Annotated in this window: 24 protein-coding genes; 10 read left to right on the top strand and 14 right to left on the bottom strand. The window is 64.0% G+C overall.

The window, feature by feature from the left end; all coding sequences use genetic code 11:
* Positions 1–98: 98 nt before the first annotated feature.
* Positions 99–425 carry a hypothetical protein gene (locus tag IEY62_RS06295; RefSeq protein ID WP_189015076.1) on the top strand — a complete coding sequence of 109 codons (327 nt, stop codon included), beginning with the start codon at positions 99–101 and terminating at the stop codon, positions 423–425.
* Positions 426–486: 61 nt separating this feature from the next.
* On the opposite strand, the gene trhA is transcribed toward IEY62_RS06295, so the two are convergent.
* The gene (gene trhA / locus IEY62_RS06290; protein ID WP_189015075.1) at positions 487–1,128 is read right to left on the bottom strand and encodes a PAQR family membrane homeostasis protein TrhA; all 642 of its coding nucleotides are present in this window, start codon (positions 1,126–1,128) and stop codon (positions 487–489) included.
* Between the two features lie 107 nt (positions 1,129–1,235).
* On the opposite strand from trhA, the gene IEY62_RS06285 reads away from it, so the two are divergent.
* Both IEY62_RS06285 and IEY62_RS06280 read left to right on the top strand, forming a co-directional pair.
* Positions 1,236–2,039: an isoprenyl transferase gene (locus IEY62_RS06285; protein ID WP_189015066.1), complete on the top strand. Its 804-nt coding sequence runs from the start codon at positions 1,236–1,238 to the stop codon at positions 2,037–2,039.
* Between the two features lie 237 nt (positions 2,040–2,276).
* Entirely contained in the window at positions 2,277–3,671 is a 1,395-nt protein-coding gene (locus IEY62_RS06280) for a PhoH family protein (RefSeq protein ID WP_026267103.1), read from the top strand.
* A gap of 215 nt (positions 3,672–3,886) precedes the next feature.
* On the opposite strand, the gene IEY62_RS06275 is transcribed toward IEY62_RS06280, so the two are convergent.
* Both IEY62_RS06275 and IEY62_RS06270 read right to left on the bottom strand, forming a co-directional pair.
* Positions 3,887–4,531, bottom strand: a complete 645-nt coding sequence (locus IEY62_RS06275; RefSeq protein WP_189015064.1) for a GNAT family N-acetyltransferase — start codon at positions 4,529–4,531, stop codon at positions 3,887–3,889.
* A 32-nt stretch (positions 4,532–4,563) separates the two neighbouring features.
* Positions 4,564–5,325, bottom strand: coding sequence for a hypothetical protein (locus IEY62_RS06270; protein WP_189015062.1), 762 nt, complete (start codon positions 5,323–5,325; stop codon positions 4,564–4,566).
* A gap of 61 nt (positions 5,326–5,386) precedes the next feature.
* On the opposite strand from IEY62_RS06270, the gene IEY62_RS06265 reads away from it, so the two are divergent.
* Together IEY62_RS06265 and IEY62_RS06260 are read left to right on the top strand one after the other, a co-directional pair.
* Entirely contained in the window at positions 5,387–5,938 is a 552-nt protein-coding gene (locus IEY62_RS06265) for a prepilin peptidase (protein WP_189015060.1), read from the top strand.
* A gap of 66 nt (positions 5,939–6,004) precedes the next feature.
* Positions 6,005–6,481, top strand: a complete 477-nt coding sequence (locus IEY62_RS06260; protein ID WP_189015058.1) for an NUDIX hydrolase — start codon at positions 6,005–6,007, stop codon at positions 6,479–6,481.
* Here the strand turns inward: IEY62_RS06260 and IEY62_RS06255 are convergent.
* The 5 genes from IEY62_RS06255 to IEY62_RS06235 all read right to left on the bottom strand — a co-directional run bounded on the left by IEY62_RS06255 (position 6,478) and on the right by IEY62_RS06235 (position 11,822).
* Positions 6,478–8,151, bottom strand: coding sequence for an MDR family MFS transporter (locus IEY62_RS06255; protein WP_189015056.1), 1,674 nt, complete (start codon positions 8,149–8,151; stop codon positions 6,478–6,480). The genes IEY62_RS06260 and IEY62_RS06255 overlap by 4 nt on opposite strands.
* A complete protein-coding gene (locus IEY62_RS06250; protein ID WP_189015054.1) occupies positions 8,148–8,816 on the bottom strand; it encodes a TetR/AcrR family transcriptional regulator in 669 nt (222 codons plus the stop codon). The genes IEY62_RS06255 and IEY62_RS06250 overlap by 4 nt, the downstream gene beginning before the upstream one ends.
* 144 nt (positions 8,817–8,960) lie before the next feature.
* On the bottom strand, positions 8,961–10,388 hold the full coding sequence (locus tag IEY62_RS06245) for a class II fumarate hydratase (protein WP_055974872.1): 1,428 nt from the start codon (positions 10,386–10,388) through the stop codon (positions 8,961–8,963).
* A gap of 87 nt (positions 10,389–10,475) precedes the next feature.
* Complete coding sequence (locus IEY62_RS06240) at positions 10,476–11,090, bottom strand: carbonic anhydrase (protein WP_189015052.1); 615 nt, start codon at positions 11,088–11,090, stop codon at positions 10,476–10,478.
* Positions 11,091–11,147: 57 nt separating this feature from the next.
* Positions 11,148–11,822, bottom strand: a complete 675-nt coding sequence (locus IEY62_RS06235) for a DUF4245 domain-containing protein (protein WP_189015050.1) — start codon at positions 11,820–11,822, stop codon at positions 11,148–11,150.
* 200 nt (positions 11,823–12,022) lie between these two features.
* Here IEY62_RS06235 and glpX point away from each other — a divergent pair, with 200 nt between their 5' ends.
* Positions 12,023–13,045, top strand: coding sequence for a class II fructose-bisphosphatase (gene glpX, locus IEY62_RS06230; RefSeq protein ID WP_018777307.1), 1,023 nt, complete (start codon positions 12,023–12,025; stop codon positions 13,043–13,045).
* Positions 13,046–13,215: 170 nt separating this feature from the next.
* On the opposite strand, the gene IEY62_RS06225 is transcribed toward glpX, so the two are convergent.
* The 5 genes from IEY62_RS06225 to IEY62_RS06205 are packed head-to-tail and all read right to left on the bottom strand — an operon-like array spanning position 13,216 to position 18,842.
* A complete protein-coding gene (locus IEY62_RS06225; protein ID WP_189015048.1) occupies positions 13,216–14,151 on the bottom strand; it encodes a lipid II:glycine glycyltransferase FemX in 936 nt (311 codons plus the stop codon).
* A 2-nt stretch (positions 14,152–14,153) separates the two neighbouring features.
* On the bottom strand, positions 14,154–15,404 hold the full coding sequence (gene manA, locus IEY62_RS06220) for a mannose-6-phosphate isomerase, class I (RefSeq protein WP_189015046.1): 1,251 nt from the start codon (positions 15,402–15,404) through the stop codon (positions 14,154–14,156).
* A 53-nt stretch (positions 15,405–15,457) separates the two neighbouring features.
* Entirely contained in the window at positions 15,458–17,083 is a 1,626-nt protein-coding gene (locus IEY62_RS06215; protein ID WP_229785100.1) for an LCP family protein, read from the bottom strand.
* 11 nt (positions 17,084–17,094) lie between these two features.
* On the bottom strand, positions 17,095–17,658 hold the full coding sequence (gene purE / locus IEY62_RS06210; RefSeq protein WP_189015045.1) for a 5-(carboxyamino)imidazole ribonucleotide mutase: 564 nt from the start codon (positions 17,656–17,658) through the stop codon (positions 17,095–17,097).
* Complete coding sequence (locus tag IEY62_RS06205; RefSeq protein ID WP_189015043.1) at positions 17,655–18,842, bottom strand: 5-(carboxyamino)imidazole ribonucleotide synthase; 1,188 nt, start codon at positions 18,840–18,842, stop codon at positions 17,655–17,657. Before IEY62_RS06205 ends, purE begins: the two co-directional genes overlap by 4 nt.
* Positions 18,843–19,021: 179 nt before the next feature.
* Here IEY62_RS06205 and IEY62_RS06200 point away from each other — a divergent pair, with 179 nt between their 5' ends.
* Complete coding sequence (locus IEY62_RS06200) at positions 19,022–19,588, top strand: GtrA family protein (protein WP_018777313.1); 567 nt, start codon at positions 19,022–19,024, stop codon at positions 19,586–19,588.
* 40 nt (positions 19,589–19,628) lie between these two features.
* On the opposite strand, the gene IEY62_RS06195 is transcribed toward IEY62_RS06200, so the two are convergent.
* Positions 19,629–20,324, bottom strand: a complete 696-nt coding sequence (locus IEY62_RS06195) for a TIGR03089 family protein (protein WP_189015041.1) — start codon at positions 20,322–20,324, stop codon at positions 19,629–19,631.
* A gap of 376 nt (positions 20,325–20,700) precedes the next feature.
* Between IEY62_RS06195 and IEY62_RS06190 the strand changes: the two genes are divergently transcribed.
* Genes IEY62_RS06190 through IEY62_RS06180 form a run of 3 tightly spaced genes read left to right on the top strand, consistent with a single transcriptional unit; the run spans position 20,701 to position 26,361 of the window.
* Positions 20,701–21,246, top strand: coding sequence for a WhiB family transcriptional regulator (locus tag IEY62_RS06190; RefSeq protein WP_018777315.1), 546 nt, complete (start codon positions 20,701–20,703; stop codon positions 21,244–21,246).
* Between the two features lie 11 nt (positions 21,247–21,257).
* Entirely contained in the window at positions 21,258–24,662 is a 3,405-nt protein-coding gene (locus IEY62_RS06185; RefSeq protein ID WP_189015039.1) for a glycosyltransferase family 2 protein, read from the top strand.
* Positions 24,655–26,361 carry a DUF5719 family protein gene (locus IEY62_RS06180; protein ID WP_189015037.1) on the top strand — a complete coding sequence of 569 codons (1,707 nt, stop codon included), beginning with the start codon at positions 24,655–24,657 and terminating at the stop codon, positions 26,359–26,361. The genes IEY62_RS06185 and IEY62_RS06180 overlap by 8 nt, the downstream gene beginning before the upstream one ends.
* Positions 26,362–26,374 lie beyond the last annotated feature (13 nt).

Here is a 26,374-nt window from a genome sequence, read left to right as displayed (position 1 = left end):
CTAGTTTCTATCGTTCGTAGAAATTACCGGATGGCCCATCAGCATCCCGGTTACGCTTTGCCGGCCGGCGCGCCCCAGTTCCCATAGAAGGTTTGACCGTGCACCACTTGATTCTCGCCCTGACCGTCACTCCCTCGCCCGACCCCACGGGCACGCTGCGGCCCGGCCTGTCCGAGGACCAGGTGACGCCGGGCACGTGGGGCTTTGTCCTCACGGCCTTCATCGTGATCCTCACAACCTTCCTGATCGTGGACATGGTTCGGAGGATCCGACGCGTCCGCTACCGTGCGCAGGTTGAGGAAGCCCGTTTGGCTGCCGAAGCGGGGGAACCGTCCGGGGAGGGAAATCCGGCACAGAACAGAAATCCGGCACAGAACAGCGGCCCCGCCGACGGGAACGGCAGTGCGGGCCCCGGAGCCCGCTGAACCCGGGCGGAGCGGCCTGGCGCTTGCCGCGAGGCTGCGGGCGGGTGAATCCGCAGGCCGGCTAGCTCAGGACTGCCATCATGATGGCGATGAAGTGCGCGGCGAAGGCCAGCACCGTAAAGGCGTGGAACAGTTCATGGAAGCCAAAGTTCCGTGCGCTGAAGTTTGGCTTCTTGAGGGCGTAGAACACCGCGCCGGCAATGTACAGGGCGCCGCCCACGCAAATGAGGATGGCGGCGGCGGCATTGGCGGCGAAGAACTGTGGCAGGTAGAACAGGGCCCCGCAGCCCAGGGCGATGTACACCGGGACGTAGAGCCAGCGCGGGGCGTGGGTCCATAGAATCCGGAACAAGACGCCCACGATCGCCCCGGACCAAACAAGCCACAGCAAGGTGACAGCTTCGGAGCGTTCCAGCAGCGACCATGCCAGGGGTGTGTAGCTGCCGGCGATCACCAGCATGATGTTTGTGTGGTCCAGCCGTTTGAGGAGCATGCGGACCTTGGGGGACCAGTTTCCCCGGTGGTAAACAGCGCTGACGCCAAACAGCAGGAAGCCCGTGAGGGCATAGATGGTGGACGTGATTTTGCGGTCCATGGTGGGCGCAAGCGTCACCAGGACTATCCCTGCGGCAAGTGCAAAAGGAGCAGCAACTGCGTGGATCCATCCACGCCAGAGGGGCTTGGATTCGACGAGCTCAGGCATGCTCCAAGAATAACCTACGTTTCGGTAAGTTACTTATGGGTAACAAGCGCCGACCGGTTTTTGACCGTCCACTGCACCGCCCCGGCACCTCGGGAAGGTAGCCTTGGATGTGCGTCGTCGTACAAGCAAGGAAGTCAGGTGAGAGTCCGGTGGAGCTGCCCGGTTTCCTCTATGGCTTCTACGAGCGCAAACTCCTGCGCTCACTCAAGCAGGACCAGATCCCCCGGCATATCGGCGTGATGGTGGACGGCAACCGCCGCTGGGCGCGCCAGTTCAACGCTCCCACCAGCCAAGGCCACCAGGCCGGGGCCGACAAAATCCACGAATTCCTGGGATGGTGCCAGGAACTCGGCGTCAAGGTGGTCACGCTCTACATGCTCTCCACCGACAACATGAACCGCTCCGGTGAAGAACTGGACCTGCTCATGGGCATCATCGCCAACACCATGGACCGTCTGGACGAAGACGAAGACGTCTCCGTGCACGCCATGGGAGCGCCGGAACTCCTCCCGGACTACCTGGCCGAGCGGCTGAACAAACTGACGTCCCGGACGCCGGTCCACGAGAAGATCCACGTCAACGTCGCTGTCGGCTACGGCGGCCGCCGTGAAATTGTCGACGCCGTCAGGGAACTCCTGCACGACGCCGCCTCCAAAGGACGCACCATGTCCGAGGTGGCAGATGAACTTTCAGTGGACGACATCTCCCGGTTCCTTTACACCAGGGGCCAGCCCGACCCGGACCTCGTGATCCGCACTTCCGGGGAGCAGCGGCTCTCCGGATTCCTCATGTGGCAAAGTGCTTACAGCGAGTTCTACTTCTGCGAAGCCCTGTGGCCCGCGTTCCGCAAGGTCGATTTCCTGCGCGCGCTCAGGGATTATGCCGGGCGGCAGCGCCGGTACGGAACCTAGCCCTGGCGCGGTTCACCAAAAATTAACGAGCCCGACATGCGACTTGCCGACGACGGATTGCGGAAATGAATGTGTCCGGGATTACGTTAATCCCATCAGCAGGCAAAACCGCCCGCTGATCGGGGAGGCCAGTACATGGAGCGGAACATCGCACCAGTTACAGGGGAGGCCACGCCCGGCCTCCCGGCCGAGCCGCTTCACCATTAGGCCGGGCGACCGCCCGGGGCTGGAGTCGATGTGGCTATTTCTGAGCAACTGCCCGCAATGGTTTCCGACGGGGAAAGTGCAGCTACCTCTCGCGCCAAGCGGGTCCCACAAAAAGCGCGGGCAACAGCGTCCGCCACGGGCCGCAGTTACGTGATCGATACGTCCGTTCTGCTTTCCGACCCCCACGCACTGCTGCGGTTCGCAGAACACGAGGTCATCGTTCCCATCGTGGTCATCAGCGAACTCGAGGGAAAACGCCACGATCCGGAACTTGGCTACTTCGCCAGGAAAGCCCTCCGTCTCCTCGACGACCTCAGGATTGAACACGGCGGACTGGACCGCGCCATTCCCCTGGGGAACGACGGCGGCCTGCTCAGGGTGGAAATGAACCACATCTCCCCGGACGTACTTCCTGCAGGCTTCCGCGGTGGCGACAACGACAGCCGCATCCTGGCCGTGGCCAAGAACCTGGCCAACGAGGGCCACAACGTCACTGTGGTCTCCAAAGACCTCCCCATGCGCGTCAAGGCGTCCGCCATGGGACTCCAAGCGGACGAGTACCGCAACGAACTCGTCAAGGACTCCGGCTGGACCGGCATGGCCGAAATAGAAGCCAACGACGACGAAATCACCACGCTCTACGGCCACGAACCCGTCTTCATTCCCGCAGCCGCCGAACTCCCCGTCAACACCGGACTGGTGCTTCTGTCCAACAGGGGATCCGCCCTGGGCCGCGTAGGAGCCGACAAGCAGGTCCGACTGGTCAAGGGCGACCGGGACGTCTTCGGACTCCACGGCCGCTCCGCCGAACAACGGCTCGCCATCGACATGCTGATGGACCCCTCCGTTGGCATCGTGTCCATCGGCGGACGGGCAGGCACAGGCAAGTCAGCGCTCGCCCTCTGTGCAGGCCTTGAAGCCGTACTGGAGCGACGAGAGCACCGCAAGGTCGTCGTCTTCCGGCCTCTCTACGCGGTGGGCGGCCAGGAACTGGGCTACCTGCCGGGATCCGAATCCGAAAAAATGAACCCGTGGGCACAGGCCGTGTTCGACACCCTCGGAGCGTTGGTCAGCCAGGAAGTCGTGGAAGAAGTCATGGACCGCGGCATGCTGGAAGTCCTGCCCCTGACCCACATCCGCGGGCGCTCGCTCCATGATGCCTTCGTGATCGTGGACGAAGCCCAGTCGCTCGAGAAGAACGTCCTGCTGACCGTCATGAGCCGTATCGGGCAAAACTCCAAGATCGTCCTCACCCACGATGTTGCCCAGCGCGACAACCTGCGCGTGGGGCGGCACGACGGCGTGGCTGCCGTCGTGGAGACTCTCAAGGGACATCCGCTGTTCGGGCACATCACGCTGACCCGGTCCGAGCGGTCGCCGATTGCTGCCCTTGTGACGGAGCTGCTCGAAGGGGCTGAGATCTAGTCTCTTCAAGTGGTGCACAAAGGGCCGTGGCCCGGTTCGCCGGGCTACGGCCCTTCGCCGTCGCTTAGTGGTCACCGTCGCGTGGCAACGGCCTCCCGCCGTCGCTTAGACACACCGCAAAAGGACCCGAAGGTCGCTGGGCGACCTTCGGGTCCGATGCGTCGCGATGCGCTCCTTTCCGGGAGACCGCAGCCACGCTAATGCTTCAATTGCGGCTAAAGCTTGAGGTACCTTTTCAGTTCTTCGTGGCCTTGGACTTTGAGGGTCCAATCCGGGCGCTTGAAGGTGGTGGGGGTGAGACGGACTCTTTGGACTTCTTCCACCTTTTCGCCCCAGCCGTCGCGGAAGATGCCGTTGGGTTCATAGCCGAGGCTGGTGGACACGCCCAGGGACTGCTGGTTCCAGATGGCAGCCTCGGACTCGGCCACTTCCGCGCCCAGGTAATCGAAGGCGAAACTCACGACGGCGGCACGCATCTCCTTGCCGAAGCCCTGGCCCTGCACGGACTGCTTGAGCCAGGAACCGGTGCTGACTGTCTTGAGGGTCTTGAAGTTCTTGGCGCCGAGATCCTGCACGCCGAGGAATTCGTCGTCGCGCCAGGCCGCCAGGAGGAGGGTCCAGGAATCCTTGGTGAAGTTTCCGCGGCACCGCCAGTACCACTGGGCCATGTTGGGTGCCAGCTCGACTGCCGGCATTTCGGCCCATGGCATGCTGAACGGGCTCTTGCCGGGTTCGTGGATGCCTGAGCGGGCCGCGTCCACAGCGGCGGGGATGTCGTCGTCGAGAATTGGACGGATAGTCACCCTCGGGGTGGTGAGGGTGAGTCCGAACGGGGGCCAGATGTCTGCCAGCGATGTCATCGCCGTAGCTTAGCCCGGAAAGCGGCGAGCCGTCAGGCGGCCGGGCCGATGTCCCACGGAATGTGGCGCCGGACGTCCGTCAGGTTCATTGACTCCGCCACGAACAAGTCATCGAGCATGTACTCATCCACACCCAGGATCTTCAACCAATGGCCGGTACCGGAGGTGTCGCCATCCAGGCTCTGACTGGCCACGCAGACCCCCGTTCCGGTGTCGACCCTGATCAGGGTCCGCCCGCGATGGACCAGGGGTTGGGCGGGATCGGAAGGGACGTAGGTCCGGCTGGGCGTGACGATGGTTTCAAGGGCAGGACGGCCTTCGTGGTCCACTTGGTGGGGTGGTTCCAGGAAGACGCGGTTGGTGTCCGGAAATTCGATGGGAACCGGAGCATTGCCCGCCAATTCCACCGGATCCAGTGCCGCGGCCAAGCGCCCATTGCCGAAGGAAGGCTCACCGTAAGCCGCCTCAGGGCGCCTTCGTACCAGCCCGGCGTCATCATGGACAGGGGTCACCAGATGTGCCGGCAGCAACCAGGACCGCCGTGTGGCGCTGACGTACAGGTCATCCCGGGAGTCGTTGATGCCGGTAGTGCTGTGGAGCAACTGACCGTCAGCCGTCTCAAGGCGAAGGGCGCCCGGGCGTCGCAGCCAGGCCCGGACAAGGCTGGCACCGGTGCCGGGTCTCTCAAGATACTCAAACCGCAGGGTGGTCCATTTCCATGGCGAAGAGCGGCAGAGGTTGCGGAATGTGGAGGACAAGTCAAAGCCCGGTTCATCTACACTGTAGCGCCCCATATCCACAGTTTACCCACGCGTTCAAGCGGGCCGGACGGGCAAACCGGGGTAGCATCCGAGGGTGATCCGACGACTCTCCGAGCTCTGGACGGCCAGCCCGCTGGGATTCTGGCTGGTGGCGGCCGCCTGCCTGTACTTCGCGGTGATGGCTGTCCGTCTCACGGTCACCGACGTCCGCAGCCACTTGTTGCCCAACCGCATCGTGCTCCCGTCCTACGGCGTGGCAGGCGGGCTGTTGCTTGCTGCGGCGATCGTGGCGTCGCTCACTGGCAACGCCACGCGGGAGGCGGCATCGGCCGCACTGTTGGGTGTGCCAGGGCTGGCGGCTGTGGCCGGTGCCGCAGTCCTCTGGTTCTTCTATTTCGTGCTGCGGTTCATCCATCCACCGGGGATGGGCTTTGGCGACGTGAAGCTGGCCGGGGTGCTGGGCCTCTACCTGGGCTACCTCGGCTGGAGCCACATCTTTGCGGGAACCTTCGTGGCCTTCCTCCTGGGAGGGCTGTGGAGCTTGTTCATCCTTGCCGTGCGGCGGGGAACGCTTCGCTCGGCTATTCCGTTCGGTCCCTTCATGCTGGCCGGAGCGGCTGTTGCGATGGTGCTGCTGCCCGCTTGAGGCTAGCCTGTCTGCAAGGCCGCAAACCGCGCCAGGACCGACCATTCTTGTGAGGAACGCTGAACCATGGGTGCACCGGACTTTGTGCTCAGACTGCGGGAGAAGATCGGCCATGACCCTCTCTGGCTTCCGGCCGTCAGGGGAGTGGTCTTCGATGACGAAGGCAGGGTGCTGCTGGGTCAGCGCGCCGATAACGGGCATTGGGCCCTCATCACCGGAATGCTGGAACCGGGCGAACACCCCGCCCCCGGGCTGGTGCGCGAGATCTTCGAGGAGACAGCCATAGTGGCGGAAACGGAGCGGATCGTCGGCGTCGGCGTTGTAGGCCCGGTGACCTTTCCGAACGGCGACGTGTGCGATTTCCTGGACATCACCTTCCGATGCAGGTACGTCTCAGGGGATGCCAGGGTCAATGACGACGAATCGCTGGCCGTGGGTTGGTTCGCCCTGGACGATCTTCCAGAAATGAGCGCGGGCAACCTGGAAGCCATCAGGCTCGCCACGGAGCCCGAAGGCCCCGTGGCTTACCAAATGGAGGATTAGAGCTGTTGGCGGCCGGCGTCCGCAGTCGGGCGCTCCGTCCGGAGACCTTCGTCATCGGTCACCGGTTGTGTCGTTTCACGGCGCTCAGCGTCAAGCCTGTCGGCCTCCGCTCCTCCGATTGCTTCACCGCGGGCAACCATTCCGGCGGTATCGGAGAGCGGGATCTGCTTCAGCGTAATGGCCAGAACCAGGGCGATGGCGATGAACGGCACCAGGTACCAGAACACCGGCGCCAGCGAATTGGCGTACGCGTTCACAATCGCATCCCGCAACTGTTCAGGCAGCTGGGCCAGGGCCTGGGGATCAAGCGTGCTGGTGGACTGCGAAGCCTGCTCCGCAGAAGCGCCGGCGCCCGTGAAAGCGTCCCTGAGTGATTCCGCCAATCGGTTGGTGAAGATGGACCCGAACACGGCGACACCCAGGGATGCGCCGACCTCGCGGAAGTAGTTGTTGGTGCTGGTTGCCGTACCGATCTGGTCTGCCGGAACCGAATTCTGCACCACAAGGACGATGACCTGCATGATCAGCCCCAGGCCCGCACCGAAGATAAAGAGCTGCACGCAGATGACCCAGATGGGGGTTGCCGCCGTCAGGGTAGTCAGCCACAGCATGGCCGCAATGGTCAACGCCGCACCCAGGATGGGGAATATCTTGTACTTGCCGGTCTTGGAAATGCGGATACCGGAGTAGATGGACGTGCCCATCAGGCCAACCATCATCGGCAGCATGAGCAGTCCGGATTCGGCTGCGGAGGTACCGGAGGACATCTGCAGGAACGTGGGAACGAATGCGATGGCAGCGAACATGCCCAGGCCCAGCGTGAAGCCGATGGCGGTTGCGTTGATGAAGATCGGGTTCTTGAACAGGCTCAATGGAATGATGGGGTCCTCGGCGCGCCGTTCAACCATCACGAAGGCGAAGGCGGCCAGCACCATACCGGCGCCAAAGGCCCAGGTGAGGGGCGAATCCCATCCTTCGTCTTTCTTGCCGCCAAAATCGGTGAAGAAGATCAGGCAGGTGGTGGCAGCGGAGAGGAAGATGACACCCAGGATGTCGATCTTCTTTTCGGCCTTCTTGTTGGGCAGCGTCAGGGTGAACCACGCCGTAATGAAGGCCGCAATGCCAATGGGGATGTTGATGTAGAACGCCCATTCCCACGTGAGGTGGTCCACGAAGAAGCCACCGAGCAGCGGTCCGGCGACAGCGGAGAGGCCGAAGATGGCGCCCAGCGGGCCCATGTACTTGCCGCGTTCCTTGGCCGGAACAATGTCGGCGATGATGGCCTGCGAAAGGATCATCAGACCGCCGCCGCCCAGGCCCTGGATGGCGCGGAAGATCACGAAGCCCCAGAAGTCGGTGGCGAAGGCGCAGCCGACGGAAGCGAGGGTAAACAGGGCAATGGCAACAAGGAACAGGTTGCGGCGCCCCAGGATGTCACCGAACTTGCCGTAGATGGGCATGACGATGGTGGTGGCCAGGAGATAGGCCGTGGTGATCCAGGCCTGGTGCTCCACCCCGCCGAGCTTCCCCACGATGGTGGGCATGGCGGTGGAAACGATGGTTTGGTCGAGGCTGGACAGGAGCATGCCTGCGATCAGCGCCGAGAAGATGATCCAGATACGTTTCTGGGTCAGCAGCAAGGGTTCTGCTGCTTTCGGGATTGTACTCATGCGGTGTCCTTCGGTGTCTGTGCAGGAGTGGTGTCCAGCGGTTGCGAAAAGAGTTTCCGGGCGGCGGCAAGGTTCTGGTCCAGGAGCTCGCGGTAAGGCCGTGTGTTGTCCTCGGAGAAGAACTGATGGGATGTTTTCTTGGAAACGGCGCCGAACACGGCTGAGGCCATGATGATCTCCGGATGCCCGGGGGAGAGGCCCTCACGGGCGGCGATCAGTTCCATGAACTGCCGCTCCCTGGCCTCGCCTTCAAGGGTCATGCGGCCCAGGAGCTGGGGCTCGGCCTTGATGGCAGCGATCAGTTGCTGGATCTCGGTGCGGCTGATGGTGGAACGCTCCACGATGTCCACGGTGAGGTGGTACAGGGCAGCGAGCAACGTGGCGGAGATGCCGTCAGGCAGCCGTTCAGGATCCCGGTTGAAGTTATCCAGCGCGTCCTGCGGCAGGTCATCGGAGAAAGCTCCGATCACTGCGTCTTCCTTGGAGTGGAAGTAGTTGAAGAATGTCCGGCGGGAGATGCCCGCCTCTTCGCACACCTCTTCCACGGTGTAGCCATTGAGGCCGCGTTCGGCGGTCAGGGTTCGTGCGACTGCGGTGATGGCCAGCCGTGTGGCGGCACGCTTGCGCTCGCGGAGGCCGCCGTCGATATTTGCACTATTACTCACAGAGTAAAGTTTTGCACTCATCTACCAATAGTGCAAAAAGAATGTTGTGTGTCATTCCTCACAAACGTGCGGGTACGACGACGGCCGGTACCTTTCGTGCGAAAGGTACCGGCCGTCGTCGTGCTCTAGGTGTTAAGCCAAGGGTCAGGCCTTGTGGGCCGGCGACGTCATGGTGGTGACGTCCAAAGCCTTGTCGAGGTCGGCCTCGGAGACCTTGCCTTCACCTTCACCAACGAAGCCGAGCTGCTCGGTGGCCTGGCGGATGGTCAAGCCCTCCTTGACGGCGGTCTTGGCGATCTTGGCCGCGTTTTCGTAACCGATGTACTTGTTCAACGGCGTCACGATGGACGGGGAGGCCTCGGCCAGGAACCGGGCGCGCTCAACGTTGGCGGTGATGCCGTCGATCATCTTGTCCGCCATGACGCGGCTGGTGTTGGCCAGCAGGCGGATGGACTCAAGGAGGTTGGCAGCCATGACGGGGATGCCTACGTTGAGTTCGAAGGCGCCGTTGGTGCCGGACCAGGCGATGGCGGTGTCGTTGCCGATGACCTGGGCGCACACCATGATGGACGCCTCACAGATAACCGGGTTGACCTTGCCAGGCATGATCGAGGAGCCGGGCTGGAGGTCGGGAAGGGCGATTTCGCCCAGGCCCGTGTTGGGGCCCGAACCCATCCAGCGGAGGTCGTTGTTGATCTTCATGAAGGAGATCGCGATGTTGCGCAGCTGGCTGGAGCCTTCGATCAGGCCGTCGCGGTTTGCCTGGGCCTCGAAGTGGTCGCGGGCTTCGGTCAGCGGCAGGCCGGTGTCGGCTGCGAGGAGTTCGATAACGCGCTCCGGGAAGCCGGCCGGGGTGTTGATGCCGGTACCAACAGCGGTGCCGCCCAGGGGAACTTCGGCCACGCGGGGGAGGGCGGCGTTGATGCGCTCGATGCCGTAACGCACCTGTGCTGCGTACCCGCCGAACTCCTGGCCAAGCATGACCGGGGTGGCATCCATGAGGTGCGTGCGGCCGGACTTGACGACGTCCTTGAATTCCACGGCCTTGCGGTCCAGGGATGCTGCCAGGTACTCCAGGGCCGGGATCAGGTCATTGATCAGGGCAGAGGTAGCGGCAACGTGGACGGAGGTCGGGAAGACGTCGTTGGAGGACTGCGAAGCGTTGACGTGGTCGTTGGGGTGGACCACCTTGTCGCTGCCGGCAGCCGAGAGGGCGCGGGAAGCCAGCTCCGCGATGACCTCGTTGGTGTTCATGTTGGAGGACGTACCGGAGCCGGTCTGGAAAACATCGATCGGGAAGTCGCCGTCGTACTTGCCGGTTGCAACCTCATCGGCAGCTGCGGCGATGGCCTCGGCGAGCTCGCCATCGAGCACCCCCAGCTCGGCGTTCGCCAGTGCGGCTGCCTTCTTGACCCGGGCCAGGGCTTCAATGTGGGTGCGCTCAAGCGTCTTGCCGGAGATGGGGAAGTTCTCCACAGCACGCTGCGTCTGGGCGCGGTACAGGGCGTTCACGGGGACGCGAACTTCGCCCATCGTGTCATGTTCAATACGGAACTCAGTGGTGGAAGTCATGGGGCTAGCTTATGGCGATCCGACGCCCCACAGAAAACCCGAAGGAGAGTGCTACGTGCTCCGGGGTTGAGGCCGGAGCACGTCCCCTTAGAGCTTGCCGATCCCGGAAACGAGGGCCGCGCGGCCCTCATCGAGCTTGTAGGACAGGCCGATGACGGCGACCCGGCCGTCGTCGATGGCGTCCGAAATCACACGGGAGCTGTCAGCCAGGCGTGCGGCGGTCTGCTTCACGTGCTCCACCACCATGTCGTTGACGTCCTCCTGCTCGTTGCGTTTGGCAGTCAGGACGGAGGGGGTGATGCGTTCGACGAGGTCGCGGATGAACCCGGCAGGCATTTCGCCGGTTTCGACGGCCGCCTTGGTTGCCATCACTGCGCCACAGCTGTCGTGGCCGAGGATGACGATCAGGGGGACCCGGAGTTGGCTGATGCTGTATTCCAGGGAGCCGAGAACGGCGTCGTCGATCACCTGGCCGGCAGTCCGCACAACAAAGGCATCACCAAGGCCGAGATCGAAAATGATCTCTGCAGCGAGGCGCGAATCCGAACAACCGAAAATCACGGCAAACGGGTTCTGGTTCTCGATCAGGGACGAGCGGCGGGCAGCATCCTGGTTGGGGTGCAGGGATTCGCCGGAGACAAAGCGTTCGTTGCCCTCGCGGAGACGGCGCCACGCCAGGGCTGGAGTCAGGTAAGTAGGCACGAACCTTACTTTACGACGCAGACGCGGCAGTCTGTGAAAGTGTTGCGCGCCCGGCGCTCAGGCTGACGGGGCCGCAGGGCTGGCAGGTGCCGTGCCCTGGTCGGCAGACTTGACGACGGCGGTGGCCAGGGTTGCGAACTCTTCGAGACTTGCCGTGCCGCTCAGGATGATGGTGGTGCCCTTGTACTCCAGGACCATGCTGCGCTTTTCCTTGCCCGAGTCGCGCAGTTCCCACTCCTGCCCGCCGGCATTGCGCGTGCCGGTGACCGGGAGGTTGCCCGTCTGCTGCAATACCCAGGTGGGATTGGCTTTGTTGGTCTGGGTGAGGCCGATGAAAGCTTCCTTGGGAGTGAGGAAACCAACTTCCCAGGTGGGCACCCCGGTTCCGCTGCCTGATTCCCATCGGGCGTAATTCGGGGTGAATGTGTCGCCGGTATCGGGAGTGACAGGTGTGAATCCCGCCACACCTTCGGCGTTCCTGGCGATGGAAGAGACATCAATGGGCGGCCTGAAGCCATCGCCCTTGGGGGCGGGATTCATCAGGACGATGGGCAGGAAAGCCAGGACGCAGACCAAAAGGGCGATGACCATGCCAATGACGGATGCATTGGCCCGTTTGGCAGCTTTCGCCGCGATGACGGGCTTGAAGGGGGCATCCGGGGCACTGGTTGGGTCAGCCGCGGCAACATCCGGTTGGTTACCGGCAGCGGGCTTGTCCTGCGTTTCACTCACCCCTCCATGATCCCTTATCGGGGCAGGGAACACACATCGGGCAACCTCACCACCGGTATTGCGGCCGGTGGTCATTCAACGACTCCAAACACTTCCGGCGACTATGATCGTTGGTAGAGGAACCCCGGGTTGCCCCGTGCAACCATGTCCGGTCCCGTGAATCGTCACTCGAAGAAGAGGTTCAAGTGTCTCCTGCACCAATGACCCAGCAGTATTCCACGATTTCGCCGTCGCTCGCCGTCGGCATCGACGAACCCGACCGCAACCTTGCGCTTGAACTCGTCCGCGTCACCGAAGCCGCGGCAATCGCCGGCGGCCACTGGGTGGGTTTCGGCGACAAGAACAAAGCAGACGGCGCCGCCGTTGACGCCATGCGTTCGTTCCTTCACACCGTCCACTTCAACGGCGTCGTGGTGATTGGTGAAGGTGAAAAAGACGAAGCCCCCATGCTGTTCAACGGCGAGCAGGTTGGTGACGGCACCGGTCCCGAGTGCGACGTCGCCGTCGATCCCATCGACGGCACCCGCCTGACCGCCCTGGGCATCAACAACGCCCTTGCTGTACTGGCAGTGGCCGAGCGTGGCTCCATGTTCGACCCCTCCGCTGTCTTCTACATGGAGAAGCTCGTCACCGGCCCCGAAGCCGCTGACATGGTGGACCTGCGCCTGCCCGTCAAGCAGAACCTGCACCTGATCGCCAAGGCCAAGGGCGTCAAGGTCAACCAGCTCAACGTCATGATCCTCGACCGTGACCGCCACCGCCCGCTGGTTGAAGAAATCCGCGAAGCCGGGGCGCGCACCAAGTTCATCATGGACGGCGACGTCGCAGGCGCCATCGCAGCAGCCCGCACCGGAACCGGCGTCGACGCCCTCATGGGCATCGGCGGCACCCCGGAAGGCATCGTCGCAGCCTGCGCCATCAAGTCGCTTGGCGGCGTCATCCAGGGCCGCCTGTGGCCGACGTCGGACGACGAGAAGCAGAAGGCCATCGACGCCGGACACGACCTCGACCGCGTTCTGTCCACCAACGACCTCGTCACGTCGGACAACTGCTACTTCGCCGCCACCGGCATCACCGACGGCGACCTCCTGCACGGTGTCCGCTACCAGAAGGACCGCGTCCTGACGCAGTCCATCGTGATGCGCTCGAAGTCCGGCACCGTCCGTTTCGTTGACGCTGAGCACCACGCATCCAAGTGGGAGACGTACGCCCGCAAGGCGTAACCACCCCGTTGCTGTCGCGTCTTTGACGCGAAAAGCGCCCCATCGCTCTGCGGCTATCTCCTCGTACCTCGTCGATTTGATGCCGCCCCCGCGATGGGGCGCTTTTCGCTGTCTGGATGCGTTGAGGGCAGCGGCTTCCGGCTTCGCGCTGTAATAAGGGCTGGAGGGGCCTAGCGCAGTTTGTCGCGGAGCTTCCTGGCCAGCTGGTAGGCGCCGTAGCGGAGTTTGTTGACCGGGAGGTCCCAGGTGCCGGGGTAGGCGACCTCGCGGCCTCCGAAGGACTTCTTGAACGCCGTGAAGCCGGCCCATTTGTGGTCCGGCTGGTCCTCGGGCGCGACGCCCCAGAGGTCCACGTGCTTGAGGCCCTTTTCCTTGGCATCGGCCATGAGCGTAACCAGGAGGGGGATGCCTGCGCTGAGCTTGCGGTGCGTATCGTCCAGTGCCGCGTGGGCGTAGACCCGGGTGTCTGCGGAGTCGTAGGCGAAAGCGGCCGCGATGGGTTCACCTTCCAGTTCGGCGATGAACAAGGTTCCCGCACCCGCAGGCAGCAATGACGCCGCCACCTGGGTCAGGTACTCGTCGCTTTGCGGCTTGAAGCCATTGCGCGCCGCCGTCAGGTGGAGGAAATGCAGCAGGATGGAAATGTCCGCCGGGTCCTGGGACGCCCGGAACGTCACACCTTTTTTGTGGATGTTCCGGTACAGGTTCCGGTTTGTTGGCTTCATTCCGGCGAGGACGTCCTTGAAATCCCCGTCCAGATCCACAACCCAGCTGAGTTCCGGCTGCTGGTTGACCGGCGCCGGCCGCAAGCCCCGGGCGCGGAGGAGGGGACCGGCGTCGGACGCCGTAAAACCTGCCGCAGCCGGTTCCATCCGGACGAAGACAGCATGTTCGGCCTTGGCCAGGGCCACCAGGGCCGCCGTGGCAGCGTCGAAAGCTTCCACGGAATCTGCCACCGGCCCGTAGGGGGCGTAAATGACTTTGCCGGCCGGGTTCTTTTCCTCAATGGCGAGGAAGCTCCACCCGGGTCCGGACTTTTCGTGGACGCGGCGGCCCAGGGAACGCTGGACTGCCGCCCATGCGGGCGTTTGAAGGAAGAATTCCACGGTCAGTTCCCCAAGCCTGTTGTCACTGCGAAGGCAACGCTGGTGTCGGTGGCACCCTGGACCGGGTGGACGTTGACCGGGGCTTCGACGTCGGGAATGAACGCTGCAGCGCCACGTCCAAGCTGGAGGTCGCTCTTGGGCGAATCGAGGAGCACGGCGCCGGAAACAACCACGACGACGGCGGGCCCGGTTTGTGCCAGCGGCACCGGGGCTGCGTCGGGGCGGAGCTCGATGCGCTGGAGTTGGAACTCCTTGAACGGTGGGCGGTACAGCTCCTGCCCGAATTCCGTCCCGCTGGCCTCGACGCGCGGAACCCCGAGGGATTCGAAGCGTACGGTCTTCAGCAGTTCGGGGACGTCCACATGCTTGGGCGTGAGCCCGCCGCGGAGGACATTGTCCGAGGACGCCATGACTTCCACGCCCAGGCCGTGCAGGTAGGCGTGGATGTTCCCCGCAGGCAAATAGACCACTTCGCCGGGTTCGAGGGACAGGTGGTTCAGGAGCAGGGAAATGAGGACACCGGGGTCGCCGGGGAAGGCCTCATTGATGTCCAGCATTGCGGTCAACGCTTCCCGGTGCGGCTCCAGCGGTGCCCCGGCCGAGAGGACCGCGACTACCTCGTTGATGGCATCGGAGACGTCGCTGCCACCCTCGATCAGCCGGCCGAAGGCAGCCTTCAGCGCGGTGGACGCGTCGGCGTGGCCGAGGTCTGTGACGACATCGGCAATCACGGCGGGAACCTCGATTGCGGCTGAATCCAGGACGTGCGCCAAGTGTTCAAAGATGCCGCGGGATTCAGCAGGGGAGCGGAAGCCGCACAGCGCCTTGAAGGGGGTGAGCGCGAAGATCATCTCCGGCTTGTGGTTGTCATCGCGGTAGTTGCGTTCAGCGGCGTCGGGGGCGATCCCGGCGGCGTTCTCGTGGGCAAATCCCTCGCGGGCCTGCTCCAGGCTCGGATGGACCTGGAGGGAAAGCGGCCGTTCGGCCGCCAGGAGCTTGGTGAGGAAGGGCAGGCGGGGACCAAACTCAGCGAGACTTTCGGCGCCCAGGAAACGCTGTGGATCCGAGGCGATCAAAGCATCCAGTGGCTGGGTGACGCCGTTGGGGTGAACGGCTGTGGAAGGGGAGTCCGGGTGGGCTCCGATCCACATTTCAGCCTCCGGGCCGCCCGATGCCTGCCGGCCCAGCAGTCCGGCGATGGCCGTCGTGGAACCCCACGCATAGGGCCGCAAAACATTCTCAATCTGGTACACGAAAGAAAGTCCTTATCGTTGCGCTGGACGTGGGATGGAGCTCAAAGGGGAATTTACAGTGGTGCGCACTGGCCATTGGTGGCCACGAGGTCGCGGATGCCCTGCTCATCGCCCTGGGCTTTGAGCCCGTTCAACAACTCGATGGTGATCGGTGTGCCGTCCGGGGTGGTGGTCACCGGGGTGAAGTCCGCGGACGGTGAAGGCAGTTGGCTCGTGGGCGCCAGGCCAGTGGCCGGACCGGCGGCCATGACGGGCCCGGCACCGGGACGGTCATGGGTCACGACGGCGTCGCTCGCTTTGGGGCTGTTGGACGAGGCAAGGACTTCCTTGACCTTGGAGTGGATCAGGTCGAAGTCAGGCACCGTGGAGAACGATGCGTCAAAGTCCGGGGGCCCGATGGTGAGCCGTTTGACCGGCTGGTTCTTGGACTTCAGGGCGAGGTCCACAAAGCTGCCCAGCTGGTTGGACGAGATGTTGGAATCCACCACCTTGGTTCCGGCGTTGGCGATGTCCTCGAACTTGGTCAGGAGGGTGGCGGGGTCCAGCTGCTTGAGCATGGCCTGTTGCACGCACTGCTGGCGTGCAATGCGGGCGTAGTCGTCCACGAATTCGCGGGAGCGGCCGTACCAAAGGGCGTGGAAGCCGTCCAAGTGCTGGTCCCCGGCAGGGATCCAGCCATCGGGCATGCCGTGGATACCGTTGGCCTCATCGGTGACCGGGCCGCTGATGGGTACCCAACCGCCGGCCTTGATGCGGATGCCACCCATGGCATCGATGAGCTTGGCGAATCCGTCCATGTCCACCAGGACATAGGCCTGTACCGTGATGCCCAGGGTGCCGGACACGGCCTCCAAAGTGGCCTGTGCGCCGGGGTCCTGAACGCCCGGATACAGGTCCTGGTACTTGTTGGTGACCTCCGTGTTGACGGCGTTGATGAGGCACTCGTCGCCGCAGTTGTAGCCCTCCGGGTAGATCTTCCGCATGGGCGAACCCTCGCTGAACTGTGCGTTCTGGAGGTTGCGGGGGACCGAAATGATGGCGCTTTCGCCCGTTTTTGCATCGACGCTGATCACGGACAGGCTGTCGGGACGGCGTCCTGTCCTGTCGTCTCCGGCGTCGCCGCCCATCATCAGGAAGTTGTAGCGCCCGTCCACGGGGTCAATCGCGGGGCCGGCGTCGAAAATACTGCCGATCGCATTGCGGCTGACGTTGAGGACGTAGGCAATGTAGCCCAGCGATCCACTCGCGAGCACGGTGGAAATGGCCACCACGACGGCAATGATGGGACGCATGCCGGGAGCAAGAAGAGTCGGCCTGATGATCCGCAGGGTGTTGAGGAACAGGTAGGCCCACCCCAGCGCGAGTGCCACGAGGACCACGATGATGAACAGCGAGCCGACGGGGTGGGTGACAATGCTCAGCAGCATGGTCCGGTTGGTGACAGCGATGACGATGGTGATCAGCGCCAGCGCCCACACCGTGAGCGTAACGCGCAGTGCCATGCGCCCAAGTTGGCGGTTGCCCGCGACGATCTGTGCGCTGCCGGGAACCAGGAGCGTGAGGAGGACCAGCACGAAGGCGCGTTTGGTCCGCACCGGCGCACTCGCGCCGGATGGGTAGCGGACAGGATCAGTCAGGGCGGAACCGGGCTGATTCGTGTTCTTGTGCATGGTAGTCATCCGCTGCCTTCCTAGCGGGGGCTCCGGGCTGACGGGTTGGCCGGGGAGAAGACTTCCTCAACCTTGTGGCGAAGGTTCTCACCTTTCCTGGTGGCCACATCGTTGAGTTCCTGAGCGAAAGCCAGGAGGTCGCCGCGGAGCTTGGCGGCAAGCTCGTCGGTACCGGATGCCAGCATCCGAACGGCCAGGAGACCGGCGTTGCGGGCACCTGCAATGGACACCGTGGCGACGGGCACACCGGCCGGCATCTGCACGATCGACAGCAGGGAGTCCATCCCGTCCAGTGTCTTGAGCGGAACGGGAACGCCGATCACCGGGAGGGGCGTCACCGAGGCGAGCATGCCCGGAAGGTGGGCGGCGCCGCCGGCTCCGGCAATGATGACGCGAAGACCGCGCTGGTGGGCGTTCTGTCCGTAGCTGATCATTTCCGTGGGCATGCGGTGGGCCGACACGACATCCGCTTCAAAAGGTATGCCGAACTCGGCCAGGGCGTCGGCGGCTGCCTCCATGACGGGCCAGTCGGAGTCCGAGCCCATGACGAGTCCTACCAGCGGGGCTTGCGGTGTTGTCGTCATACGGTCTCCTCAAGAGTGGGCTGTTCCGGCTTGCGGCCGTCGCGGATGATGTTGGCCACAGTGGTTGCGCGCTGGCGCACCGAGTCGACGTCGGAGGCAGAGGTGCCCACGAGGTTGACGTGACCGATTTTGCGGCCCGGGCGGACAGACTTGCCGTAGGAATGCACCTTGGCCGCCGGCTCGTAGGCCAGCGCCTGGGGGAAGGCTTTGAAGAGGTCCTGGTTCTCGCCGCCGAGGAAGTTCTTCATCACCACTACCGGAGCGAGCGCATCGGTGGCGCCCAGCGGCAGGTCCAGAACTGCACGCAGGTGCTGTTCGAACTGGCTGGTAATGGAGCCATCCTGGGTCCAGTGGCCGGTGTTGTGAGGACGCATGGCAAGCTCGTTGATCAGGAACCCCGCGCCAACGCCCGGGGTTTCGAACAACTCTGCAGCCATCACGCCTGTGACGCCGAGTTCATTGGCGATGCGGAGCGCGGCTTCCTCGGCAGCGGCAGCCACTTCCACGGGAATGTTCTGTGCCGGGGCGATGACTTCGTCGCAGACCCCGTCCACCTGGATGGTGTGGACCACCGGCCATGCCCGGGACTCACCACTGGGCGTGCGGGCCACCAGGGCGGACAGTTCGCGGCTGAACTCCACCTTCGCTTCGGCCAGCAGGGGGCTCATGGCCTGGAACCAGTCGTTGGTGTCCAGGGCCTCCTGGGCGGAATCGACAATTCTGACGCCCTTGCCGTCGTAGCCGCCGCGGGGTGTCTTCAGCACCACGGGCCAGCCGATCCTGTCGCCGAAGGCAACCAGCTCATCAACCGTGTGCACGGCCGACCATTCGGGGTTGGGCAGGCCAAGGCGGTCGATTGCTGCCCGCATGACGAGCTTGTCCTGCGCGTTGACCAGGGCATCGGGACCGGGCTGGACATTGACGCCCGCGTCCAACAGTGCCCTCAGGTGCCCGGTGGGGACGTGTTCGTGATCGAACGTCAATACGTCCAGGCCTTTGGAGAACTCAAGAAGGGCGTTGAGGTCCTTGTAGTCGCCAATGGGCGCTGTTGCCACAGCTGCCACAGCCGAAACGTCCTCGCCTTCGGCCAAAACGCGGAGTTCAAAGCCCAGTGCGGTAGCGGGCGGAGCCATCATTCGTGCGAGTTGGCCGCCGCCAACAACGCCAATTACTGGAAAAGTCACAAGGTTCAGCCTACCGAACCGGCAGGGGGATCACTGATTCTGCCGCCCTTTTGGCGCCATTTATGGTCAGTTCCCGCCACTGTATTGGCGTTCTCACAGCGTACTCCCGGGCAGCGCTTGGAAATCGGCGCTAAAATGGTCGAGGCCCATCGGCCCACTTTCAACGGCCATGGAGGGTCATGATCACCACACTTGCAGATCGCATCCGCGGACTTGCTTCGCTTTTCTGGCGCGAAGTAGCCAAGTTCGGCGCTGTTGGTGGTGTTGCTTTCGTCATCGACAACGGCCTCACGTATTACCTGATGCATGGTCCCATGACCGACAGCCCATCCAAGGCGCGTTTTGTGGGTGCCGTGGTGGCGACAATCTTCTCGTGGATTGCCAACCGGTTCTGGACGTTCCGGCACCGCCGGCAGGACAACGTCGTGCGCGAGTTCGTGATGTTCGTCATTATCAACGGAATCGGCATCGGTATCTCGACCGGCTTCACGTTCATTGCCAACTACTGGTTGAACATCACTGACAAGAACATGCTTTTCGCGGCCGGCGTGGTGGGCATCCTGGTGGCGACAGTGGTCCGGTTCTTCGCCTACCGCTTCCTCGTCTTCAACAAGGAACTCGACCAGGAACCCGAGTTCTCGCACGACCACGAACTGCTGGACATGCACCCCAAGGCCAAAGCCGGAGCTGAAGCCGGAGCAGGCAACCCCTCGACCGGCGAGTTCCCTTCGGTCAAAAAACCCTGACTCACCTGAAAAACCTGGCCAACCTCCGCGCCACGAGGCGCTAGGGCCGGCTGACGCGCTCGTTGTCCAGAAGGTGCTCGGTGACCGCGACATCATGGTGCACCAGCACTACGGAGCCGTCCTCTTTCCAGGCTCCCAGCGCGGCCGAGAGGCATGACTCCAGGCCATCGCCGGTGCGGACCAGGAGCCGGACGCCGGGTTCCTGTGCGGTGGCAAATTCCTCGAGGAGGGCCGAGTGCGGGTGTCCGGCCGTCCCGCGCACCGCAAGGCTCCCTGCGTCCGGTTCGTCATGCGCCATGAATACGTCGCCGTGGGAGCGGACTTCCGCCGCGTAATCCACGACGCCGGATGGCAGCTCGCCCGGCCAGCGCATCGCAAGCGCGGCGAGCGGCACGGCGACGACCGCGTCGAAGCCTGCCCGTCCGTCGTCGTCGGGCGTATCGGTCACCAGCAGTTCCGCTGAGGTGCCGTCCATCACCACTTCCATGCCCAGCTGCCAGGCGGCAAGCGCCCACACGAAGGATTTCCAGTGGGCGGGGAGATCGAGCCGGATGGCCATTCCGGGTTCGGCGTCGAGCTCGTCCTGCAGCAGGTTGCTTGTTTTGGCCACCCAGTTGTCCAGGACCCGCCCTGAGAGTTCAACACGCTCGGAATCAGGGCCGTACCAGGTGAGCCTGGGCGAGGTGGAATGCCCGGACCTCAGGGCGGTCATCAAGTTCACTGCCGGAATGCTCATGGATCAATCTTGCCACGCAGGTCCCGCGCCACTCCGGGCAGGTCACCATGGATGTGAATTGCGACACATCGAAGTTTGTCCATTCGCTGGGCATCGGGAGGGCGCTGCGCCTATTGCCGCGGAAATTCAACGAAAGTTAACCTCAACCGATCCCATGCTTCCATTTCCCGCGCCAATCCGCGGAAGCTGCGGCACGGATGTTGGGCGTGGCGCATCCCACTTTTCCACAGCATCTTGATTATTATCCCGGCGCGGCTTGACTGGCGGGTAGTTACACGCGTGTAATTAGTAATCAACGCCGCTGCGCAGACAACCGGGACACCACCGGGAATCGGAAACACATCCAAGCAGCAGCTGCAAACTCAGGAGGGACGCCATGGGGCAAGCGTTGCGTATCCAGGAAGATGCAGTCGTCGCAGAACATGCGTCGGTGAAATACCGTTCGCGGGAAGTGCCGGGAGACTGGTACGTAGATCCCGCCGATCCGGAAGCGGCAGACCGATACAACCAGAATGTGCAGCAGTCTTTGGAGGACCAGGCAACAGCCCTCCTCGCAGCACATGAGGCTTTGATCGGTGATCTGCCCGCCGGCCCGGAAGAAGACCTCGACGATCCTCCCATGGAGCTGCGCCGTCCGCTTGAGACGCCTGGGCAGCCCGTATGGATCGGTCTCCCCGGCCAAGGGGATTTCGATGATGAAGGTGAACTTGGCTGGCAAACGGACGCGCTGTGCGCGCAGACCGATCCTGAAGCGTTCTTCCCTGAAAAGGGCGGATCAACCAGGGATGCCAAGAAAGTATGCGGAGCATGCAACGTTCGCTCGCAGTGCTTGGAGTATGCCCTCGCCAATGACGAGCGGTTTGGTATTTGGGGCGGGCTTTCCGAGCGGGAGCGCCGTCGGCTAAGGAAGCGAGCGGTCTAATTCTCAAGGAAGTGCACGTTACCGCCGTCGTGGTCTCCCACGACGGCGGGAACTATCTGCCCAGGACATTGGCGGCATTGTCGGACCAGACGCGTTCGGCAGATGCCGCCATTGGCGTTGATACAGGTTCCACGGACAACTCCCTGGATCTGCTCCGGGAGGCTTTTGGCTCCGGCAATGCCACCACCTTCCACCAAGCCAAGTCGGGCTTTGGCGCGGCTGTCCGTGCGGGGCTGCAGGAGCTGGCTCCCGCTGCTGCTCCGTCCGGGGACAGCCGGAGCCTGGAGTGGATCTGGCTCCTGCATGACGACGCCGCCCCAGCGCCGGATGCGTTGGCCGAGCTGCTCCACGCCGTCGAGCGCGCCCCCTCGGTCACCGTTGCCGGCTGCAAGCAGCTCGGATGGGACAACGACCGGCACTTGGTGGATGTGGGACTCTCAACGAGCCGCTGGGCCGAGCGCCTCACGCTGATTGACGCCGATGAGGTCGACCAAGGACAGTACGACGCCCGTTCCGACACGTTCGCAGTCAACTCGGCGGGCATGCTTATCCGACGCGATGTCTGGGAGCAGTTGGATGGCTTCGATCCCGCGCTGCCCGGCAGCGGCGACGACGTCGATTTTTGCTGGCGGAACTGGCTCGCCGGAAACCGTGTAGTGGTTGTGCCAAGCGCCCGGATGTTCCACGTTGAGCACCGGCCGCATGGCCTGGGGACGTCCTCGGCAGCGCGCAAAGCCCAGATTCATCTGCGCCTCAAGCACACGCCCTGGTGGAACGTGCCGTTCCAGGCCCTTGGAGCGTTGTTCGGCGCCATTGTCCGCCTGGTGCTCAGCATCCTGGTGAAGGAGCCCGGGTATGGCTTCTCCCAGTTCACTGCCACACTTGCTGCGTTGATTCGTCCTGTGGCGGTTGCAAGAGGGCGCCGCGCAGCTGCGAAAACCCGGCGGGTCCACCGTTCCGTCGTGAGGGGCCTGCAGACACCAACACGCGAAGTCCGCGCCAACCGCCGGTCCTTGTTGGAAGCCATCCGGCCGGCCGAGGATTCCGCGCCCGTCAGCGACCTGCTGGCTCCCGAACCAAGCGGAGATGCCGCTGACGACTTCGCCGCCTTGGCCACGAACGAACGTGGCTGGGTGGGCACGGGTGCTGTGGCGGCCGCCTGCGTTGCCCTGGCAGCAGCCTTGGTTGGTTTGCTGGGGCTCCTCCGCTCCGGTGCGGTCACCGGGGGCGGGCTTCTCCCGCTTTCAGGGTCGCCGGCCGAGATCTGGGCCAACGCCTCCACCTGGTGGATTTCCCTGGGCGCCGGCCTTCCGGGCCACGGGGATCCTTTTGGCTACGTCCTGTGGGTGCTGTCCGTCATTGGTGGCGGGGACGCGAATGCCTCCATGGCATGGCTCCTCATCCTGGCGATGCCGTTGTCCGCCGTCGGAGCGTGGTTCGCGTCCGGTGCCTTGACCACCAAGCGCCGGTTCCGGACCGTCGCGGCGTTGCTGTGGGCCGGTGCGCCGACCCTGTTGATCGCCATCAACGAAGGCCGCGTCGGTGCCCTCGTTGCGCACATCATGATGCCGTTGCTGCTGCTGGCCCTGGTGCGGGCGTCCGGATCCGCCATCGGCCAATCCAGCACTGCGCAATCCAGCACTGCGGGCGCCAGCACTGCGGGCGCCGCGCGGCGAGGCGAGTCAGCCGTTCCTGGCCGACTCCCGGCCCCTCTTCGCGGCAAGCCCGGCATCAACGGGACACCGTCCTGGACTGCAGCAGCGGCCGCCGGTCTGGTGATGGCCGTTGTTACTGCTTCCGCGCCATCATTGCTGGGCCCCATCGCCGTTGCAGTGATCCTTGCTGCCGTAGTTTTGGGGCAGCGCGGCAAGACCATGTGGTGGTCATTGCTTCCGACTCTTGCCCTGTTCCTGCCGTACGGCATTTCCGTCCTCGACAGGCCGCGGTCCTTGCTTGCTGACCCTGGACTTCCCCTTGCTTTTGATGCCGCTCCATTGTGGCAGCAGCTTCTCGGCCAGCCTCTGGCCTTCAGCATCGACGGCGGCCTGACGGGACTTTCGGTGTTCGGCCCCGGGGCTGCACCGTGGGCCTTGATCCTGGCTTTGCTGATTGGTGCTCCGGTCTTGCTGCTGGCGGTGGCATCGCTGTTCCTCCCCGGCAAGCGCACTGCGCTGGCCAGGGTGTTCTGGTTGGCTGCGCTGGCAACTTTGGCCAGCGCCTGGTTGGTGGGGCACGTGGCCACCGGCGTCAACAACAACGTCATTGTCGGTCCGTTTACCGGTCCGGCTGTTTCAGCCTCCGGCATGCTGCTGCTCGGGGCTGCCTTGCTCGGCGCGGAGAAACTCTTTTCGGCGAGCCGCAGGGCATCCGATCCTGCCCGCCGAAAGCTCCCGCTGCGCCGCGTCGCGTCCGGTGTGGTTGTTACTCTTCTCGTCGCCGGACCACTGGCAGGAATGGGTGCCTGGGCTGCGCAAAACGTCCTGCAGCCCTCGACCTCCACCGGTTCCCCGGCTGCCCCGGCGGCCCGGCAGGCGGCCTCGTCCCTGGGAGCCCCGCGTCAGGTATGGCCGGCGGAATCGGGCACACTGCCCGCTACCGCCGTCGACCGTGGCCAAGGACCCGAGCGGACGCGCACACTGGTGATCACCAGCGGCGAGCAAGGTGCCTTTACCTCCTCGCTCATGCGCGGGGCCGGAACAACTCTGGACAGCCTGTCCACCATCGCCTCGGCCAGAACCATCATTGGCGCTCCCGGACGTGAGGAAATAACGAGCGATGACTCTGCCACGGCGTCCCTCCGGCGGGCTGTGGCCACGATCGTGGCAAGCACCGGCGTTGACCCGCGTCCCGACCTCGAGCAACTCGGTGCCGGATTCGTGGTGCTGAAGGCCGCAGACAATGCTGCCCAACTGACGGCGAGCAGGATCGACGCAGTCCCGGGGCTGGTAGCTGTGGGCCAAACCGACGCCGGGTGGCTCTGGCGGGTAACACCGCGTGGGCAGCCCGCTGCGGGCGCGGCCGAGACGGCACATCGTGTCCGTATCATCGACGCCCAGGGAAGCACTGTGGGTACGGTGCCGTCGGACGATGTGAACGTCAGCGCCAGCGTCCCCTCCGGCGAGGAGGGCAGGAAGATCGTGGTGGCTGAGCGATCCGATCCCGGCTGGACGGCCACGCTGGACGGTAAGCAGCTTCAGGCAACAACATCCGGGTGGTCCCAGGCGTTCGAACTGCCGGCCGGTGGTGGACAGCTGGAGATCCGCTATGCGAACCCGTGGGCCGTGTGGCTCGGGATCCTGCAGGTGGTAGTGATTGCCTTGACAGTCCTGCTGGCGATTCCCATGCCTGCCCGCCGTTCCCGTACCGGCATGTCGAGGGACGAAGTCTCCCTCCGTAAGGAGTACAGCAGTGTCTGACGAGCAGAAGAAGAACGCCGACGACGCGCCGCAGCCGGCCGGCAAAACGCCGGTCGAGGACAAACCATCGTCCAAGGAAAAGTCGCGCCGCAGCGAAAAACCATCGCGCAGCACCCAAGGCTCCCGAAGCTCCAGCAAGGGCATGGTCACTGGTGTCCTCTCAGCCGTGGTGATCCTGGCTGCCGGGGGAGGCGCTGTAGCCGCCAGCTCGATGGTTCCCGGTCCTTCCGGCGGTACTAGCACAGACGTGCAACAGGCGGATGTTCCCGCTGGCAGGGCCCTGGGCGTTTGCCCGGAACCGGCCCGCCTGGTCAATGGGACGGTGGTGGGCACGGATGCCGACTTCAGCCCGGTTTCGACCACGGCTACCAGCGCACTCAACGCCGTGGTGCTGAGTAATCCGGCCGGCACCGTTCCCGGCAGCAAGGTCACGGCCCTGGGAGGCGGGAACGTCGCGGAAATTGCCAAGACTCCCACAAGCACTCCCACTCCGACGGCGGGGCCTCCTGTGCTGGCGGCCGGGGTGGCCTCCATCAGTCCGGTCACCTCGCCTACGGTGGTGGAAGCCGGGCCCATCGGAAACGAGCAAGCATCCTTGGCCGCCCACCTCAGTTACTCGGCAACCGACGGTGACCTCCGTGGCCTTGCCTCCGCGCAGTGCCAGCCCCCAAGCAACGATGCGTGGCTGCTGGGCGCGAATACCTCCGTCGGGCGCACAGCCGTTCTGAATCTCAGCAATTCATCCGAGACGCCCGCCACGGTGAGCCTTGATCTCTACGGGTACGGAGGGCAGATCCAGGCTCCGGGGGCCAGGGGACTTCTGGTGGCGCCGGGAACCACCCGCTCCGTGAACCTCGCCGGGCTTGCTCCGGGCGAATCGCAGTTGGCGATCCGCGTGCGCAGCACCGGTGGTCCGGTGGCCGGGACCATCCAGCAGAGCGTACTGCGCGGGCTTGCTCCCGGGGGCGTCGAGTACCTCTCACCGGGGGACGGACCGTCGAACCTCCAGGTGATGTCCGGCGTCGACATCCAGGACGCTGAAGGCATCAAAGCGCTCTCCGCCAAGTCCGGATTCACGGACGCTGTGCCGGCCCTCCAGATCGCTGTTCCGGGATCAACGGACGCGGTGGTCCAGGTCAGCTTGTACGGGGCAAACGGTGAGCGGAAGCTTCCCAATGGGGGAGTGGTGACGGTCAAGGGCGGATCTGTTGCCACGCTGAACCTCGACGGCGTTCCGGCGGGCAGCTACACAATCCGTGCCAGCTCCGACGTTTCCTTCGTGGCATCGTCCAGGGTCACCCGCGGCGCGAAGGCCGAGGATGCCACCGATTTCGCCTGGTCTCCAGCATCGTCACGTCTTGGCAGCCAACACTTGGTTGCCGTTCCCCGTGACGGCCTGCGGTCTCTGAGCTTCGGGGTGCCCGAAGGTCGCGCTACCGTCAGCTATGCCCCGGTCACAGCGGACGGCAAAGTTGGCAAGGCTGTTGACATGGACCTTGCCGGGGGCACCACGTCAGTCATTGAGCTCCCTGCAAAAGCCGGAGATTCGGTCATAGCTGGATATGTTGTTTCCGCATCAGGAGATCCCGTCTACGGCGCGCTGGTCCTTGGGAAACAGGGCCGCAACGACGTCTCTGTCGTCGCGATCCAGGATGCTGCGGCAGGACTTGAAAAGGTCCCCGTTTCCGTGGGCTACTAACAGCGGATTGGCC

Origin of the sequence: Paenarthrobacter histidinolovorans, from assembly GCF_014647595.1 — a bacterium.
Taxonomy (GTDB): domain Bacteria; phylum Actinomycetota; class Actinomycetes; order Actinomycetales; family Micrococcaceae; genus Arthrobacter; species Arthrobacter histidinolovorans.
This window is presented reverse-complemented; position numbering and strand designations above follow the sequence as displayed.